Origin of the sequence: Rhodophyticola porphyridii (genome assembly GCF_003688285.1) — a bacterium.
GTDB lineage: Bacteria > Pseudomonadota > Alphaproteobacteria > Rhodobacterales > Rhodobacteraceae > Rhodophyticola > Rhodophyticola porphyridii.
In genome coordinates, this window is the sequence record NZ_RCNT01000003.1 from 349,078 (window position 1) to 365,988 (window position 16,911).

Consider the following 16,911-nt stretch of genomic DNA (forward strand, 5'->3'; position numbering starts at 1 on the left):
TCAGGCAATTGCCTTCGCTTGCGCGGCAACCAGTTCGGACACACCCTTTTCCGCCAGTGACAGAAGTTCCGCAAACTGGTCGCGCGAGAACGTGGCGCCCTCTGCGCTGGCCTGAACTTCTATCATCTGCGCACTGCCGGTCATGACGAAATTGGCGTCGGTGCCCGCCTCGCTGTCTTCGGGATAGTCCAGATCCAGAACGGGTTGGCCTGCATAAACCCCGCAGGAGATGGCCGCCACATGATCGGTGATCGGGTCAGACAGAACGTCACCGGCGGCCATCAGCTTGTTCACGGCAAGCCGTAAGGCCACCCATCCGCCGGTGATGGACGCGCAGCGGGTGCCGCCATCGGCCTGGATCACATCGCAATCGACGGTGATCTGGCGTTCGCCGAGAGCCACGCGGTCGATCCCGGCCCGAAGGGACCGCCCGATCAGCCGCTGGATTTCCTGTGTGCGACCCGATTGCTTGCCGGCGGCCGCTTCGCGCCGCATCCGTGTATGGGTCGCCCGGGGCAGCATTCCGTACTCGGCGGTGACCCAGCCGAGCCCGGTGTTCTTCAGAAACGGCGGTACCCGCTCTTCAAGGGAGGCGGTGCAAAGAACATGGGTGTTCCCGCATTTGATCAGGCAGGAGCCTTCGGCATGTGCAGTCACACCGGTTTCGATGGAAATCGGGCGCAGCTCGTCTAGGTTTCGGCCGGAAGGACGCATATCTGACTCCGTGGAATGTGTTTGGTCTGGATAGTCCGCCATGGCGCGCGGGCGCAACCCCGATTGACCTCTTCCACGCCGCGCCGCTTAATGGCCCGGCTCCAAGGATGAAGCTGAAAATGGCAGACCAGTCGAATATCCTGAACGAGATGAACGATCGCTCCCGCGAGGTGTTTCGCCGCGTGGTGGAGGGATATCTGGAATCCGGCGCGCCGGTAGGATCGCGCACGCTCACGCGCAGTCTCTCGGAGCAGGTGTCCGCGGCGACAGTGCGGAACGTGATGCAGGATCTGGAGTATCTCGGTCTGCTCGGCAGCCCCCATATATCTGCCGGTCGCGTTCCGACGCAGTTGGGCCTGCGGATGTTCGTTGACGGGCTTCTGGAGGTCGGCGACCTGACAGACGAGGACCGTGGAAAAATTGACGCCACTCTTGGCGGCAATTCCGAGGATGTGACCACGATGCTTGACCGCATCGGATCCGCCCTGTCCGGCGTGACCCATGGGGCCAGCCTTGTTCTGGTGCCGAAGCACGAAGCGCCGATCAAGCATATCGAGTTCGTATCCCTTTCGCCGGATCAGGCACTTGTGGTTCTGGTGTTCGGCGATGGGCATGTGGAAAACCGGCTGTTCCAGCCGCCACCGGGCCAGACGCCAAACTCCATGCGCGAGGCGGCCAATTTTCTGAACGCGCTTGCCGCCGGCAAGACCCTCCGGACGCTTCGCAGTGTCATGGAGACCGAGATAAAGGCCCGCCGTCAGGAGATCGACAGCCTTGCCCGGGGCCTGATCGAGAGCGGGCTTGCCATATGGGAGAACGAAGGCGACCGAACCGAGCGTCTGATCGTTCGCGGCCGCTCGCATCTTCTGGATACCGCGCCCGAAAATGACGATCTGGATCGCATCCGTACCCTGTTTGACGACCTGGAACGCAAGCGCGACATCGCCGAATTCCTGGAGCTGACCGAAGGTGGCGAGGGTGTGCGCATATTTATCGGGTCGGAGAACAAGTTATTTTCACTTTCGGGTTCCTCTCTGGTGGTCTCTCCTTATATGAACGCTGACCGAAAGATCGTCGGTGCGGTGGGCGTCATCGGGCCGACTCGTCTGAATTATGGTCGGATCGTTCCGATCGTTGATTATACGGCACAGCTGGTCGGAAAGCTGATCTCCGACCGGGGTTAAAAGGGTTAGATATGGCAGATCCCAAGGAAGATCCGTTCCTGGATGATGTGGAAGAGATAGAGGCAAGCCTCGACGAGATGATGGAAGCCGAAGGCATCGCGGAGCCCGAGGTTTCCGAAGTGGACGCGTTGAAAGCGGAACGCGACGAGCTGAAAGACCGGCTTTTGCGGGTGTTGGCCGATTCGGAAAACATGCGCAAACGCGGTGAACGGGACCGGCGCGAGGCCGAGCAATACGGAGGCTCGCGTCTGGCGCGGGATCTTCTGCCGGTCTACGACAATCTCCGCCGTGCGCTGGATATCGTGAACGACGATCAGAAAGCCGTCGCAGGTGGTGTGATCGACGGCGTCGAGTTGACCCTTCGGGAGCTTCTCAATGTTTTCACCAAACACGGGATGACCCCGATTGTCCCGCAGGCCGGAGACAAGTTCGACCCGCAACAGCATCAGGCGATGTTCGAGGCGCCGGTGCCGGGCACGAAGTCGGGCGAGATCATCGAGGTGATGGCCGAAGGCTTCATGCTACATGACCGGCTGCTGAGACCGGCACAGGTCGGCGTGTCCTCCATGCCCGCGTCCTAGTCTCCCATCGCGGCTTTCAGCTCGTAGATCAGTGAAAGCGCCTCTCGCGCGGTCAACTCGTCCGGATGAACCTGCCTCAGGCGATCTTCGAGCGGAGATTGCCTGGTGGCGGCGACCTGCGGTTGCGGAGATACAGCGAAAAGAGGGAGGTCATCGATCAGCGTGTCCTTTCGCTGATTTCCCTCTCGCTCTCCGCGCTCAAGCGCCTCAAGCACCGTCTGTGCCCGCGAGATGACCGATGCGGGCAGCCCGGCCAGCTTTGCAACCTGTACGCCATAGGAGCGATCCGCGGCACCTTCGCGCACCTCGTGAAGGAATATCACCTCGCCGTCCCACTCCTTCACCGCGACGGTGGCATTGGCCACGCCCTCCAGTCGGGCGGCAAGGCCAGTCATCTCATGATAATGGGTCGCGAAGAGCGCGCGGCATCTGTTGACCGCATGCAAATGCTCTAGCGTGGCCCATGCAATCGAAAGGCCGTCATAAGTGGCCGTTCCGCGCCCGATTTCATCCAGGATGACCAAAGCGCGGTCATCCGCCTGATTGAGGATCGTCGCGGTTTCCACCATTTCCACCATGAAGGTCGACCGCCCTCTTGCGAGATCGTCGGATGCGCCCACACGGCTGAAAACCTGGCTCACAATCCCGATATGCGCTGCACTGGCCGGCACGAAACATCCCATTTGCGCGAGAATGGCGATCAGCGCATTTTGCCTCAGGAAGGTGGATTTGCCCGCCATATTCGGCCCGGTGAGCAGGGTGATGGCGGCCGCGCCCTTCCCTGCACTCAGCCTGCAGTCATTGGCGATGAAGGACTCTCCGGCGGCCTGAAGCGCGGCCTCGACGACCGGATGCCTGCCATCGGTGATCACAAACTCCCGGCTGTCATCCACCTTCGGCCGGGTCCAGTCCTTGTCGCGCGCCAGATCAGCCAGCGCCGTCGCAACATCAAACTCGGCCAGGGCGCGCGCTGTGGCGCCGATCGGGCCGTGTTCATCGAGAATCGCGATCCTGAGTGTCTCGAACAGAGTCTTTTCGATTATCAGCGCGCGCTGACCGGCATTCAGGATCTTCGTTTCCAGTTCCGACAACTCCACTGTGGTAAACCGCACCGCATTCGCCGTGGTCTGCCGATGAATGAAGCTATCGGATAGGGGGGGGGAGAGCATTTTCTCCGCATGGGTCGCCGTGGTTTCGATGAAATAGCCGAGCACGTTGTTATGTTTGATCTTGAGCGAGGGGATCCCGGACTGTTCCACGTAATCCGCCTGCATTTTCGCGATGACGCCTCGGCCTTCGTCGCGCAGGCTGCGGGCCTCGTCGAGCTCACTGTCGAAACCGGCGGCGATGAAGCCGCCGTCCCGTGCGAGAAGAGGCGGCTCGGCAACCAGAGCGTCGCTCAGATGCGCCACAAGATCGTCATGGCCGCGCAGATCCGTGGCAGCGTCCGCAAGAATTTCCGGTAGCTCCGCGCCGCTGACCAGTTGCGCCAATGCTTCGGCGGCGGTCAATCCGTTGCGGATCGCGGCCAGATCACGGGGCCCGCCGCGGTCCAGCGCAAGCCGTGACAGGGCCCGGTCCAGATCCGGCACCTGCCGTAAAGCGGCCCGGATATCCGCGGCCAGCCCGGTATTGTCTAACATCGCGCCAACCCCGTCATGGCGGGCGGTAATAATGTCAAGATGGGTGGAGGGGCTGGATAGCCGTCGTTCAAATAGCCGGGCGCCGCCAGCGGTCAGCGTCCGGTCGATCGTTGCCGCAAGACTGCCCGCGCGCCCGCCGTTCAGGCTGCCCGTCAGTTCCAGATTGCGGCGCGTGGCGGCGTCAATCTGCATGACCCGGCCGAGGCTCTGTTTCCGAGGTGGCCTGAGCAACGGCAGATTGCCTTTCTGCGTAAGCTCCAGATAGTCGATCAGCGCGCCCATTGCGCTGAGATCCGGGCGGGTGAAGGACCCGAAGGGATCGAGCGTTTTGACCTTAAACAGAGACTGAATCCGCGCTTCTGCCGAACCACTGTCGAAGCTTGCCGGAGACAGATGGGTCAGTGCCGCGCCGCTGTCCCGGATCAGGTCTTGCCGTGCGCCGTCCAGGCCATCGGAAACCAGCACCTCACGAGGGCCGAGCCGGGCAAGTTCAGGGGACAATTGCACCGGCGGGCAAGCCATAACCTGAAACGCGCCGGTGGAGATATCGGCCCAGGCAAGCGCGCCCTCGCCGCGCACCTCGGCATATGCTGCAAGATAATTGTGGCGCCGCGCGTCAAGAAGGCTGTCTTCGGTCAGCGTACCCGGGGTCACAAGCCGAACCACCTCCCGGCGGACGACCGACTTCGACCCGCGTTTCTTTGCTTCCGCAGGATCTTCCATCTGTTCGCAAACCGCCACGCGGAACCCCTTGCGGATCAGGGTGAGCAGATACCCTTCGGCGGAATTGGCCGGTACACCGCACATCGGGATATCGCCGCCGTCATGCTTGCCGCGCTTGGTCAGTGCGATGTCCAGCGCCTCCGCGGCCGCAACCGCGTCATCGAAGAACATCTCGTAGAAATCGCCCATGCGGTAGAACAACAGCGCATCGCTGTGCTGCGCCTTGATTTCCATGTATTGCGCCATCATTGGTGTGACTTGCGCGGTCATTCCGGCGGCTCCCCTGTTCGCACCTGCGCAGCCTACAAACGGGTCCGTCCGGGCGAAACCCGGAAATGCCACATGTTGTGAGGTGTGCGCATCAGGGCTAAGACGGGAAGCGTCGCAAAAAAGGGCCCCGAGACAATGCCGAACAAAAGCAGGATCACCCGTGAAGAGGCGCTCGCCTATCATCTGGAGCCGCGTCCCGGCAAGATCGACATTCAGGCTTCCACCCCGATGGCGACGCAGCGGGATCTCAGTCTCGCCTATTCGCCCGGCGTGGCCGTGCCGTGCGAGGAGATCGCCGCAAATCCCGAGCTGGCCTATGACTACACCACAAAGGGCAACATGGTCGCCGTCATCTCCAACGGGACAGCGGTCCTTGGTCTGGGCAATCTGGGCGCGCTTGCATCCAAACCCGTGATGGAAGGCAAATCCGTCCTTTTCAAGCGGTTCGCCGACGTGAACTCGATCGATATCGAGCTGGACACGGAGAATGTGGACGAGTTCGTGAATGCCGTTCGACTGATGGGCCCCACATTCGGCGGCATCAATCTGGAAGATATCAAGGCGCCTGAATGTTTCATGATCGAACAGCGCCTGAAGGAAGAGATGGACATCCCCGTCTTCCATGACGACCAGCACGGAACGGCGGTGATCTGTGCCGCGGGGCTGATCAACGCGCTGCATCTTTCGAACAAGAAGATCGAGGATTGCAGGATCGTGTTGAACGGCGCGGGTGCCGCCGGGATCGCTTGTATCGAACTGCTCAAAGCCATGGGCGCGCGTCACGAAAACTGCATCATTTGCGACACCAAGGGCGTGATTTATCAGGGCCGCACCGATGGCATGAACCAATGGAAATCGGCCCATGCGGTGAAGACCGATCTGCGGACGCTGGAAGAGGCGATGTCGGGTGCGGACGTCTTCCTCGGCGTGTCGGTCAAAGGGGCCGTGACGCCGGAGATGGTCAGGAGCATGGCCGAAAACCCGGTGATCTTCGCGATGGCGAATCCCGATCCTGAAATCACACCCGAGCAGGCCCGCGAGGTACGCTCGGACGCGATCGTGGCGACCGGGCGGTCAGACTACCCAAATCAGGTGAATAATGTTCTGGGCTTTCCGTATCTGTTCCGCGGCGCGCTGGATATTCATGCCCGAGCCATAAACGACGACATGAAAATCGCCTGTGCCGAAGCCCTTGCAAAGCTGGCACGGGAAGACGTACCGGACGAGGTTGCGATGGCATATGGCCGCAAGCTCACTTTCGGGCGCGACTACATCATTCCCACGCCCTTTGATCCGCGCCTGATCTACGTGGTTCCTCCGGCGGTGGCGCGCGCGGGCATGGATACCGGCGTTGCGCGCCGCCCGATCATCGATCTGGATGCCTATGTCACCACACTGCGCGCCCGGATGGATCCGACCTCCTCGATCCTGCAAGGGATCAACGTGCGCGCCCGGAACGCGCAGGCCCGGATGATTTTCGCCGAAGGAGACGATGTCCGGGTATTGCGCGCGGCAGTTGCCTATCAGCGAAACGGTATGGGCAAGGCGCTGATCGTCGGACGCGAGGCGGATGTGAAGGAAAAGCTTGATGCCGCAGGGCTTGCCGATGCGGTGGACGAGCTGGAAGTGGTGAATGCCGCAAATACGTCCCATCTTGAGAGCTACAAGTCATTCCTCTACCAGAGATTGCAGCGGAAAGGCTTCGATCACCACGATATCCACCGGCTCGCCGCCCGCGATAGACATGTCTTCTCCGCGCTGATGCTGGCCCATGGCCATGGTGACGGGCTGGTGACGGGGGCGACACGCAAATCGGCGCATGTTCTGGGTCTTCTGGGCCATGTCTTCGACGCAACCGCGGCCGATGGGGCCGTGGGGGTGACGGCGATGATCCATAAAGGGCGTATCGTGCTGGTGGCCGATACGCTTGTGCATGAATGGCCCGAGGCAGAAGACCTCGCCCTGATCGCGGAGCGCGGCGCACATGTCGCGCGCCATCTGGGGCTGGAGCCGAAGGTTGCGTTTGTCAGCTTTTCGACCTTTGGATACCCGGTGTCCGAACGCGCCGAGAAGATGCATCAGGCGCCGAGGGTTCTGGACAGAAAAGGTGTGGACTTTGAATATGATGGTGAAATGGCCATCGATGTCGCGCTCAACCCCGAGGTGATGGCGCAATATCCGTTCTGCAAGCTTTCCGGTCCGGCAAATGTTCTGGTGGTGCCGGCACGGCATTCTGCGTCGATCTCGGTCAAACTGATGCAGGAAATGGCTGGCGCGACCGTAATCGGCCCGATTCTGACCGGGCTGGACCGGCCTGTGCAGATTTGCTCGACCGTATCCACCGCCAACGACATTCTGAACATGGCCGTGATGGCGGCCTGCGAGATCGGGCGCTGACCCATGACGGTGATTTGCGTCGGCTCGGTCAATATCGACCATGTCTATCGCGTGCCGCATCTTGTGCGCCCGGGGGAGACACTGGCGGCCGATGCCTATGCCAAAGGTCTCGGCGGCAAGGGTGCCAATCAATCCATCGCAGCGGCTAAGGCCGGCGCGACCACCCGGCATCTGGGCCGCGTTGGCCCCGAAGCGCGCTTCGCGTTGGATCAGTTGGCCGCCGCCGGCGTCGATGTGTCAGGTATCGAGACTGGAGAAGATCCGTCTGGCCATGCGATCATCACTGTCGATCCGTCCGGCGAGAATGCGATCGTTCTTTTTTCCGGCGCCAATCACCTGCTGAGCGACACGCGGGTTGAGGCGGGGCTTGCGGGATTTGGGCTTGGTGACACGCTGATCCTCCAGAATGAAGTCAACCTCAGCGGCCACGCGGCGCGTGTGGCGCGGCAGAACGGGCTGCGCGTGGTCTATTCAGCCGCCCCGTTCGATGTGGACGCCGTGGAGGAAATGCTCCCCCTGATCGATCTTCTTTTGCTGAACGAAGGAGAGGCCGCTGCACTTGAAACGGCTCTGAACCGGGAGATTTCGGACCTCAGCGACATCGAAACGGTCGTGACAAGGGGTGCCGATGGGGCGGTCTGGACCTTTGCACATGGCCGGATCGTTCAACCGGCTTTTCGGGTTTCGGAGATCGTTGATACCACCGGCGCGGGAGACTGTTTTGCCGGGTATCTGGTGGCCGGGCTGGATGCAGGCGCGTCCCGTGAAGAGGCGATTGAACGGGCAAGCGCCGCAGCGGCGCTGCAGGTCACGCGGCCCGGTGCTGCGGATGCCATGCCGTCAATCGGCGAGGTCTTGCGGTTTCTGAAAGCCCGCAAGCTCTGAGGGATCAGCTTTTCATCCCGTCCCAGAAGTTCTTGACCTTGTCGAAAAACCCGCTGGCGTTGGGGTTGTTAGACTTGGCGCAGGACTCCTCGAACTCGCGCAGCAGCTCCTTCTGCCGCGCCGTCAGCTTCACCGGCGTTTCGACCGCCAGTTCGATATACATTTCGCCGGTCGCGGTCCCCCGCAAGGCAGGCATGCCTTTGCCGCGCAGCCGCATCTGCCGCCCCGATTGCGATCCTTCGGGCACCTTCACCCTGGATCGGCCACCATCGATTGTCGGTACTTCGATCTCGCCGCCCAGGGCGGCGGTGACCATCGAAACTGGAACACGACAGAAAAGATCCAGCCCGTCGCGCTGGAAAAGCGCGTGATCTGCAACCTCGATGAAAATATACAGGTCGCCCGCCGGTCCGCCGCGAAGCCCGGCCTCCCCCTCGCCGGAGAGGCGGATCCGCGTGCCGGTTTCCACACCTGCAGGAATGTTGACGGAAAGCGCCTTTTCTTTTTGCTCACGACCGGCGCCACCGCAGACATTGCATGGATTTTTGACGATTTGCCCGATGCCCGAACAGGTCGGGCAGGTTCGCTCCACCGTGAAGAAGCCTTGCTGCGCGCGCACCTTGCCCATGCCCGAACAGGTCGGACAGGTGACAGGCTCCGCGCCACCTTCCGCGCCGGTTCCGTTGCAGTTCGAACACGCAACCGATGTAGGAACGGTGATCGCCTTCTGAAGACCAGAATATGCGTCTTCGAGACTGATCCTGAGGTTGTAGCGAAGATCCGATCCGCGCGCTGCGCGCCGGCCGCCGCCGGTGCCGCGCTGGCCGCCCATGAAATCGCCGAACAGATCTTCGAAGACATCCGAGAAGGCGCTTGCAAAATCGCCCTGCCCGCCGCCCCCGCCGCCAAAGCCGCCCGCACGTGGACCACCGGCCATGCCTCCATCGAACGCGGCATGACCAAACCGGTCATATGCCGCCTTCTTGTCGGCGTCCTTCAGGACGTCATAGGCCTCGTTCGCTTCCTTGAACTGGGCTTCGGCATCGGGATTGTCGGAGTTGCGATCCGGGTGCAGCTCTTTCGCCTTCTGGCGATAGGCCTTCTTGATCTCGGCCTCCGACGCACCGCGTTTGATACCCAGAACATCGTAGTAATCGCGCTTTGACATGGTTGATCCACCCTCATGAAACGCGCCGACCGGCCAGGTTCCCCATGGCCGGTCGTGCGGGGTTAGGGGACGCGGTTACGAGCTCTTGCGGTCGTCCAGGTCTTCGAAATCGGCGTCGACGATATCCTCGTCCACGCCGCCCGGCTCGTCCACACCGTCAGGCGCTTCCTCGCCGGCCTCTTCCTGCTGGGCCTTGTAGATCGCCTCGCCCAGTTTCATGGCCGCTTCGGTGACATTCTGGATGCCGCCCTTGATCTTGCCGGCGTCTTCGCTCTCCATCTGCTCTTCAAGCGCCTTGATGGCAAGCTCGATGGCTTCCACCGTGGTGGGATCGACCTTGTCGGCATGCTCTTCCAGCGACTTCTGGGTGGAGTGGATCAGGCTTTCGGCCTGGTTCTTTGCTTCGACCAGCTCCTTGCGCTGCTTGTCGGCTTCGGCATTCTCCTCGGCGTCGCGGACCATCTTCTCGATGTCCTCGTCCGTGAGGCCGCCCGAGGCCTGGATCGTGATCGTCTGCTCCTTGCCGGTACCCTTGTCCTTGGCCGAGACGGACACGATACCGTTGGCGTCGATGTCGAAGGTCACCTCGATCTGCGGCAGGCCGCGGGGCGCAGGCGGGATGTTCTCCAGATTGAACTGGCCCAGCATCTTGTTGTCCGTCGCCATCTCCCGCTCGCCCTGGAACACGCGGATGGTGACCGCATTCTGGTTGTCCTCGGCGGTGGAGAAGATCTGGGACTTCTTCGTCGGGATCGTGGTGTTGCGGTCGATCAGGCGGGTGAAGACACCGCCAAGCGTTTCGATGCCGAGAGACAGCGGCGTGACGTCCAGCAGGACCACGTCCTTCACATCGCCCTGCAGAACGCCGGCCTGAATGGCGGCGCCCATGGCGACCACTTCATCGGGGTTCACGCCCTTGTTCGGCTCCTTGCCGAAGAAGTTGGTGACCTCCTCGATGACCTTTGGCATCCGGGTCATGCCGCCGACCAGAACCACCTCATCGATGTCGCCTTTCGACAGGCCGGCATCTTTCAGGGCCGCCTGACAGGGCTTCAGCGACTGTTTGATCAGGTCGTTCACGAGGCTTTCCAGCTTGGCGCGGGTCAGCTTCATGACCATGTGCAGCGGCTGGCCGCCCTTGGGGTCCATCGAGATGAACGGCTGGTTGATCTCCGTCTGAGAGGAGGAGGACAATTCGATCTTGGCCTTCTCCGCGGCTTCCTTGAGCCGCTGCAGGGCCATCTTGTCCTTCGTCAGATCGACGCCGTTTTCCTTTTTGAACTCGCCCGCCAGATAGTTGACGATGCGCATGTCGAAGTCTTCACCGCCCAGAAACGTGTCGCCATTGGTCGATTTCACCTCGAAGAGGCCGTCGTCGATTTCCAGAATGGTGATGTCGAAGGTACCGCCGCCAAGGTCGTAAACGGCGATCGTCTTGGTCTCTTTCTTGTCCAGACCATAGGCCAGTGCCGCCGCCGTGGGCTCGTTGATGATGCGGAGAACTTCGAGCCCGGCGATCTTGCCGGCATCCTTCGTCGCCTGGCGCTGGGCGTCGTTGAAATAGGCGGGGACCGTGATGACCGCCTGTGTCACATCCTCGCCGAGGTAGCTCTCGGCAGTCTCTTTCATCTTGCCAAGGATCAGGGCCGAAATCTGGGAGGGGGAGTATTTCTCGCCATTCACCTCAACCCAGGCGTCGCCATTGCCGCCATCGACGATCGAGTAAGGCACCAGGGCCTTGTCTTTTTCGACCTCTGCATCGTCAACGCGGCGGCCGATCAGGCGCTTGACGGCAAAAATCGTGTTGTCGGGGTTGGTGACGGCCTGCCGTTTGGCGGCCTGCCCTACCAGACGCTCGTCATCGGTGAAGCCGACGATCGAAGGTGTGGTGCGCGCGCCTTCGGAGTTTTCGATCACGCGGGGTTGCGAGCCGTCCATAATGGCAACGCAGGAGTTTGTCGTACCGAGGTCAATACCAATCACTTTGGCCATGTTTCGAGTCCCTTTCTCAGGCGATCCAGGCGGGGTCGGGTCCGGTATCGGCCCCCAATCCGCCATATGAAAAACCAGGGGTATGCCCTGGCCGGTTTCGTTGGGTATATAAGAAGGGGATTTTGGGGCTGCAAGCGGAGTCAAAGATCGATTTGGAGCTTGGTTTGCAAAGCGTTTGCATTTTGCGGCACTGCGGCGGTTCGGTCATCGCTAAAGGCTGGCCCGTCGCATCCATGGCTAAAGGGATCTGCGGAGGGGCCGGAGGATGCCTGATCTGAACTTGCGCGGGGTGCGCATACACACTGGATTCCTCGACCCTGCGGAACAGGCGGCGATGGTCGAAGACATTCGCGAGGTCATGCGTGCCGCGCCGCTTTTCCGTCCACAGACGCCTTACGGCAAGCAGATGTCTGTCCGGATGACCGCCGCGGGGCAGTTCGGGTGGTTTTCCGACAAAAGCGGATACCGTTATGTGGATCGCCACCCATCTGGCATGGCCTGGCCCGCGATTCCGCCAAGTATCCTGCGCGTCTGGACGAAAGTGAGCGATGTTGACCGTGATCCCGAATGCTGTCTCGTGAACTTCTATGCCGACGGCGCGCGCATGGGCCTTCATCAGGACAAGGACGAGGCGGATTTCTCGATGCCGGTCGTCTCGATCTCGCTGGGCGATGACGCTCTGTTCCGGGTTGGCGGGCTGAGCCGGGGCGGCACAACGGAGTCAGTCTGGCTGAAATCGGGCGATGTGGCGGTTCTGGCGGGCGACGCACGACTTCTCTATCACGGGGTTGACCGTACAAGGACGGGGTCATCGGCCCTGCTGCCCAAGGGCGGGCGGATCAACCTGACCTTGCGCGTGGTAAACTAGGGAGCCAGCGCGCAGCAGCCCGACAGCATCTGCACCCCATCGGGATTCTGGACGATCACAAGTGTCGAAAGGCCGAACATCCGCTCGGACATGCCGTCGCTGCAGGCCTCGCGGCGCAAGGTTGCCGTGATGCGACGGTCCGACCCCTCCCAGACCGCGCCGAACTGGTCCGTCCCCCGGGCACTCGCCTGGCCGCTCCACGCCTCGGACAACGTGATCCGCTCGAAGCCCATATCGCTGAAGACGGCCTGCGGACCGGTCCGTTCCAGCGACCAGAACGGCTCGGTCCCGAAACATGCGAGAGGCGCCGGCAGGCCGAATGACCAGATCGGCCCGGTCCGCTGCATGTAGAAGGCCGAGGCCCAGCCTGCCGTCTCGTCCGCGTTCAACAGGAGCCAGCGGCCATCGGCGCTGGCGGCGACCACCTCTATTCCGCTTGCGCCGGGCAGCAACACGCCGATGACCGGGTGGCCGACACCGGGCCCCGCGCGTACATTCAGGACGTCATCGGCCGCAACGCCGCGAACATCGTAAAGTGCCGGGTAATCCTCTGCATGCACCATACCGGCCCAGAGCAGGCATAATGCCACCAGAAGGCCCCTCATCTGCCCGCGTTCCAACTCGACGACACGTTTTTCCGGCTGTAGAATTCACCCATCAGGCCCAGCAACAACAAGATCAGCGCGAAATAGATCGGATATTGCCAGTTGGTGTAGTGCGGATTGTAGTTGATGAAGACGAAACCGCGCATCTGGTCGATTACGTGAAACAGCGGATTCCAGTCAAACAGGGCAACCATCGCGCTTGGCAACATATTGGCCACGAACATCTTTCCCGAGGCGATCATGTTGGCGCGCACGTAGACAAGCTGGACGATCGTGACCAGATCGGGAAACCATGGTTTCAGCGCAAGCAGGATCACCCCGGCGACACAGCCGGTGAACCAGGCCAAGAGGAACATGAAAAACGCCATGTTCCAGTCCTGTATTTCGACGGGGGCGATCGCGACATGTATGATGAAGAGAAGCACGAACAGCGAAATCGTCTGCTGGTAAAGAATCGACAGGGCCGACGACACGATGGCGACGATCGTGTTCATCCGCGCATGCATCATCATCGGGCTGGCCGGGCCTTCGGAGCCGACAACGGCGGTAAGGGATTTGATATGCACAAGGTAGAGGAATATCCCGGTCATCAGATACAGCATGAAGTTGCCGCGGATGGCGACCGTGCGGGTTCCGAGAAGGTTGAACATCAGATAGAAGGCGGCGATGAACATGATCGACTGGAGAATGTTCATCCCGATCGCCACAAGCGCGTTGCGATGGCTTTGACGCACCTTTCGCGCGGCCGCGAAGAAAGTGACTTCCGCCAGGCCGAACATCAGCCCCCAAGTGGATCTTTGTCTTCTGGCCTCGAACATATGGGATGGTCCTACCTGCCGAATGTGCCCCATGGGGCCGGACCCTGTCTTGATGCAGGGAAGCTTTGCCCTTAGCCCTTTACATGACGATACCGCCAAAGAGATTAACGATCAATCTAGACCGCAAGGAGTATCCTGAGTGGATTTTGAGCAAATCGAACGCGTCTTCCGCAAGCTTGCGATTGAGGCCGGTGCGCGGATCATGGAGATTTACGAGGCCGATGATTTCGACGTCAAGGTCAAATCCGATGACAGCCCTGTCACGGAAGCGGATGAGGCGGCCGATGCGATGATCTCGGCAGGCCTGCGCGCTGCATTTCCTGACATGGCACTCGTCACGGAAGAGCAGGCCAGCAGTCACGAGCGAACCGCCCGCGATTTCATCATCGTCGACCCGCTGGACGGAACCAAGGAGTTCATCCAGCGCCGCGGAGACTTTACTGTCAACATCGCGCTTGTGCGGGATGGTGTGCCGGCGCGCGGCGTTGTCTATGCGCCGGCGAAGGGACGGTTGTTCTACACGCAGGCGAATGGCCGCAGTGTCGAAGAAACCGGCGATTTCGACCCGGATATGCCCGGCGAAGTGACGGAAATCGGCGTTTCCGTGCCGGATGTGCGCGCGCTTAGGGTCGTTGCGTCGAAATCGCATCGGGATAGCGCAACCGATGCTTATATCGCGAAGTACAATGTCGCGGATATGAAAAGTGCGGGCTCCTCGCTCAAATTCTGTCTCCTGGCCACTGCGGAGGCGGATCTTTATCCGCGACTGGGCCGGACAATGGAGTGGGATACGGCGGCGGGCGATGCCGTCCTGCGCGGCGCGGGCGGCAAGATGGTCCGCTTCGACGATCATACGCCGTTTGTCTATGGCAAGCCCGGCTACGAGAACCCGTTTTTTATAGCATATGCGCCGGGTGTCGCCCTGAAATCCTCATGAGTGTCGTTTGCATCATCCCGGCGCGCTACGCGTCGAGCCGCTATCCGGGCAAACCGCTGGCGGTGCTGCGCGGCGCGACCGGAGAAACGCAAAGCCTGATCGAACGAAGTTGGCGCGCGGCGATGGCGGTGGACGGATTCGATGCAGTCTACGTCGCCACGGACGATGAGCGGATCGCCGAAGCGGCGGAGCGGTTCGGTGGCCGCGTCCTGATGACCTCGGAGACCTGCGCCAATGGCACCGAACGCTGCGCCGAGGCCCTGAGCCAGATCGGCGGGGGCGTGGAAATGGTGGTGAACCTGCAGGGTGATGCGCCGTTGACGCCCGCCTGGTTTCTGGAGGATCTGATTGCCGGATTGCGCGCCGCGCCCGATGCGGCGGTCGCCACGCCGGTCCTGCGTTGCGATGGTGAAACGCTGAATGCGCTCAAGGCGGACCGTCTCGCCGGTCGCGTCGGCGGTACGACCGCGGTATTCGATACGGCGCATCATGCCCTCTACTTCTCAAAGGAGGTGATCCCCTTCACCGCCGGGGCCTACCCGGCAGACGCGGAGACGCCCGTGTTTCATCATGTTGGTGTCTATGCGTATCGGCCGGAGGCGTTGTCAGCCTATCCCGGCCTTGCCGCAGGGCGACTTGAACAGATGGAGGGGTTGGAGCAGTTGCGGTTTCTGGAACACGGCCACGCGGTTCTGTGTGTGGAGGTCGCCGCGCGCGGACGCCAGTTCTGGGAACTCAACAACCCCGAGGATGTTCCCCGGATCGAGGCGATGCTGGCCCAGATGAACATGCCCTGATGGCGGCGCTTCCGGTCAGCGTGATCGTCGTCAGCCAAGGCCGCCCCGCCCTGCTGAGGCGGTGCCTGCTGGGCATCCATCAACTGGCTTATCATCCGGTCGAACTGATCGTCGTCGCCGACCGGGACGGGTTGGACTGCATCGCGGATCTGAGGTTTTCCGGACGTATCAAGACCAGGCTTGAGACGCGGCAGAACATCTCGGCGGCGCGCAATCTGGGTATCGCCTTGGCAACCGGAGAGATCCTCGCCTTTGTGGACGACGACGCGGTGCCGGAGCCGAGCTGGCTGACGCACCTGATCGCGGCCTTCGAAGACCCTAGGGTGATGGCAGCGGCGGGGCATGTGATCGGACGCAACGGGATTTCTCTGCAATGGGGCAGCCGGGCCGTGAACGGCTCGGCCGAGGAGATGGCGCTCGATCTGCCGGGCGTCGGGCCGGTCTGCCCGGCCTTGCCGGAGGGCTACGCACTGAAGCTGCAAGGCACCAATTTCGCGGTGCGCCGGGAGGCGATTGAGCAGATCGGCGGTTTCGATGAGGCGTTCGCCTTCTATCTTGACGACACGGATCTGGCCATGCGGCTGCACCGAGCCGGCCTCAAGAGTGCCGCCGTGCCCGGAGCACTGGTCCATCACGGTTTTGCACCCTCAAGCCGGCGTCACCGCAACCGGGCCCCCAAATCGCTGGCGCAGATCGGGGCCAGCATGGCGGTCTATCTGCGCAAACACGGGCAGGCCGATCGGGTCGCCCTGGGACTGGAGGCGTTTCGTAAGCAGCAACAGGGACGTCTTGACCGGTTTCTGCTGCACGGAGATCTGGAACCCGGGGATGTAAGGCGCTTGCGGACAGACCTTGAGGACGGGATCACCGCGGGTATGACGCGTCAGCCCGGGCAGACGCTGATCCCGACTGTTGGTAACGGCGCGTTTCTGACATTGCGGGATGAACCCGCGCCGCAAGCGATCTACATGGCCGGTCGCTGGTTTCAGGCACGGCGCCTTCTGGCCGAGGCTGCGCAGAAAGCCGACAAAGGCGGTACGGTCACGGTTTTTCTGTTTGCGCCGAGTGTGCGCGCCCATCGTGTCGAGTTTTCGGAAACCGGGGTCTGGGTTCAGGCCGGAGGCCTTTTCGGCCGTTCGGATCGTGGGCAGGCTTTTGCCGAGGCTTGGGGATTTCGCGGACGGGTTCGCGCCGAGACGGACCGATGCCGTCCCTATCGCGGCTGATTTTTGATAAGGAAGCCACAGATATTAACTTTTGCGGGCTTCGCAGCGCCACAAAGCCAGCAAAAGCTGGCCCTTCGTCAACGACCTGACTATGTCGGTAGAG

General features: G+C 61.6%; 14 protein-coding genes. 8 read left to right on the top strand and 6 right to left on the bottom strand.

Annotated features, from left to right (window positions below; translation table 11 throughout):
- Positions 1 to 714, bottom strand: coding sequence for a ribonuclease PH (gene rph / locus D9R08_RS08555; protein WP_121897603.1), 714 nt, complete (start codon positions 712 to 714; stop codon positions 1 to 3).
- Between the two features lie 119 nt (positions 715 to 833).
- Between rph and hrcA the strand changes: the two genes are divergently transcribed.
- Positions 834 to 1,898, top strand: a complete 1,065-nt coding sequence (hrcA, locus tag D9R08_RS08560) for a heat-inducible transcriptional repressor HrcA (RefSeq protein WP_121897699.1) — start codon at positions 834 to 836, stop codon at positions 1,896 to 1,898.
- Positions 1,899 to 1,909: 11 nt separating this feature from the next.
- The gene (locus D9R08_RS08565; RefSeq protein ID WP_121897604.1) at positions 1,910 to 2,479 is read left to right on the top strand and encodes a nucleotide exchange factor GrpE; all 570 of its coding nucleotides are present in this window, start codon (positions 1,910 to 1,912) and stop codon (positions 2,477 to 2,479) included.
- Here D9R08_RS08565 and mutS read toward each other — a convergent pair.
- Positions 2,476 to 5,115 (bottom strand): DNA mismatch repair protein MutS, encoded by a 2,640-nt coding sequence (mutS, locus tag D9R08_RS08570; RefSeq protein ID WP_233557355.1) that lies wholly within the window; start codon positions 5,113 to 5,115, stop codon positions 2,476 to 2,478. The genes D9R08_RS08565 and mutS overlap by 4 nt on opposite strands.
- A gap of 135 nt (positions 5,116 to 5,250) precedes the next feature.
- On the opposite strand from mutS, the gene D9R08_RS08575 reads away from it, so the two are divergent.
- A complete protein-coding gene (locus tag D9R08_RS08575; protein WP_121897700.1) occupies positions 5,251 to 7,512 on the top strand; it encodes an NADP-dependent malic enzyme in 2,262 nt (753 codons plus the stop codon).
- A 3-nt stretch (positions 7,513 to 7,515) separates the two neighbouring features.
- A complete protein-coding gene (locus D9R08_RS08580) occupies positions 7,516 to 8,397 on the top strand; it encodes a ribokinase (RefSeq protein ID WP_121897606.1) in 882 nt (293 codons plus the stop codon).
- 4 nt (positions 8,398 to 8,401) lie between these two features.
- On the opposite strand, the gene dnaJ is transcribed toward D9R08_RS08580, so the two are convergent.
- Both dnaJ and dnaK read right to left on the bottom strand, forming a co-directional pair.
- Entirely contained in the window at positions 8,402 to 9,565 is a 1,164-nt protein-coding gene (gene dnaJ, locus D9R08_RS08585) for a molecular chaperone DnaJ (protein WP_121897607.1), read from the bottom strand.
- 75 nt (positions 9,566 to 9,640) lie between these two features.
- Positions 9,641 to 11,557: a molecular chaperone DnaK gene (gene dnaK, locus D9R08_RS08590; RefSeq protein ID WP_121897608.1), complete on the bottom strand. Its 1,917-nt coding sequence runs from the start codon at positions 11,555 to 11,557 to the stop codon at positions 9,641 to 9,643.
- Between the two features lie 265 nt (positions 11,558 to 11,822).
- On the opposite strand from dnaK, the gene D9R08_RS08595 reads away from it, so the two are divergent.
- Positions 11,823 to 12,425, top strand: a complete 603-nt coding sequence (locus tag D9R08_RS08595) for an alpha-ketoglutarate-dependent dioxygenase AlkB family protein (protein WP_121897609.1) — start codon at positions 11,823 to 11,825, stop codon at positions 12,423 to 12,425.
- Here D9R08_RS08595 and D9R08_RS08600 read toward each other — a convergent pair.
- Together D9R08_RS08600 and D9R08_RS08605 are read right to left on the bottom strand one after the other, a co-directional pair.
- Positions 12,422 to 13,030: an SH3 domain-containing protein gene (locus D9R08_RS08600; RefSeq protein WP_121897610.1), complete on the bottom strand. Its 609-nt coding sequence runs from the start codon at positions 13,028 to 13,030 to the stop codon at positions 12,422 to 12,424. The genes D9R08_RS08595 and D9R08_RS08600 overlap by 4 nt on opposite strands.
- Positions 13,027 to 13,809, bottom strand: coding sequence for an ABC transporter permease (locus tag D9R08_RS08605; protein WP_407690603.1), 783 nt, complete (start codon positions 13,807 to 13,809; stop codon positions 13,027 to 13,029). The genes D9R08_RS08600 and D9R08_RS08605 overlap by 4 nt, the downstream gene beginning before the upstream one ends.
- 178 nt (positions 13,810 to 13,987) lie before the next feature.
- Between D9R08_RS08605 and cysQ the strand changes: the two genes are divergently transcribed.
- From cysQ to D9R08_RS08620, 3 genes are read left to right on the top strand one after another with little or no spacing between them, the layout of a single operon-like run.
- Positions 13,988 to 14,785, top strand: coding sequence for a 3'(2'),5'-bisphosphate nucleotidase CysQ (gene cysQ, locus D9R08_RS08610; protein WP_121897612.1), 798 nt, complete (start codon positions 13,988 to 13,990; stop codon positions 14,783 to 14,785).
- On the top strand, positions 14,782 to 15,582 hold the full coding sequence (locus tag D9R08_RS08615; protein WP_121897613.1) for a 3-deoxy-manno-octulosonate cytidylyltransferase: 801 nt from the start codon (positions 14,782 to 14,784) through the stop codon (positions 15,580 to 15,582). Before cysQ ends, D9R08_RS08615 begins: the two co-directional genes overlap by 4 nt.
- The gene (locus tag D9R08_RS08620) at positions 15,582 to 16,808 is read left to right on the top strand and encodes a glycosyltransferase family 2 protein (RefSeq protein WP_121897614.1); all 1,227 of its coding nucleotides are present in this window, start codon (positions 15,582 to 15,584) and stop codon (positions 16,806 to 16,808) included. Before D9R08_RS08615 ends, D9R08_RS08620 begins: the two co-directional genes overlap by 1 nt.
- Positions 16,809 to 16,911 lie beyond the last annotated feature (103 nt).